Source organism: Altererythrobacter sp. MTPC7, assembly GCF_042851395.1.
In the GTDB taxonomy this organism is placed as follows: Bacteria; Pseudomonadota; Alphaproteobacteria; order Sphingomonadales; family Sphingomonadaceae; genus CAJXSN01.
Genome location: NZ_BTGS01000048.1, coordinates 1 through 817, shown reverse-complemented (window position 1 = coordinate 817; position 817 = coordinate 1). Strand labels below are relative to the sequence as shown.

Genomic DNA, 817 nt, shown 5'->3' with positions numbered 1-817 from the left:
ATAGGCGTGTGCAGAAGAGCTTGATGGCAGCGAGGAAGTTATCGCTTCGTTTGTCGTATCTGGTGGCCAAGCCTCTGGCGTTTTTGAGTTTCCCGAAGAAACGCTCGACCAGATTACGGTAGCGATACAGGAAGCTGCTGAACGCGAAGCCTTTGCGACGATTGCGCTTGACTGGGATGTTGGCGAAGCCACCCTGCGCGGTGATCTGACTGCGAATGGCATCGCTGTCATAAGCCTTATCGGCGAGAAAGGTGGTGGCGTTCGGCACGGCGGCCAGCAGCCTCTCGGCCTCACGGCAATCGCTCGCCTGGCCTTCGGACAGATGCAGTTGGATCGGCAGGCCGCGACCATCAACCAGGGCATGGATCTTGGTTGTCAAACCGCCCCGGGAACGTCCCATGCAGCGATTTGGGTCCCCCTTTTTAGGGTCGCACCGTGCTGGTGGACCCGGATGGAAGAACTGTCGATCATGACCAACTCGCCGTCGAAGGCTTGGCTCACCGCTTCGAGAAGGCGGTCCCACACACCGGCTTTGCGCCAGCGCACGAAACGGTTGTAGCAGGTGGTATGTGGGCCATAGCGCTCGGGAATATCAGCCCAAGGACTGCCCGTGCGAAAGCGCCACAATATCCCGTCGATGACCCGCCGGTCATCCACACGCGGAACCCCGCGAGGCTTGTTCGGCAACAACGGCTCGATCACCAGCCACTCATCATCGGTCAGTTCAAATCTACGACGCGTCATCCAAAGCTCCTTCCCGAAGCCTTGAATCAACCGCGCCCGCGCCGCGCAAGTCAGTTTATGAGTTTACGGCCTA

At 59.1% G+C, this 817-nt stretch carries 1 protein-coding gene; it reads right to left on the bottom strand.

The annotated features are described in order from the left end of the window. Positions 1 to 744, bottom strand: a protein-coding gene (locus tag ACGHJ7_RS14765) for an IS5 family transposase (protein WP_390479182.1) whose coding sequence is annotated in 2 segments (ribosomal slippage) — positions 1 to 426 and positions 426 to 744 — 745 coding nt annotated over the 2 segments. Because the reading frame shifts where the segments join, the coding sequence is not laid out codon by codon here. This gene is flagged as partial in the annotation. Positions 745 to 817: the final 73 nt, after the last annotated feature.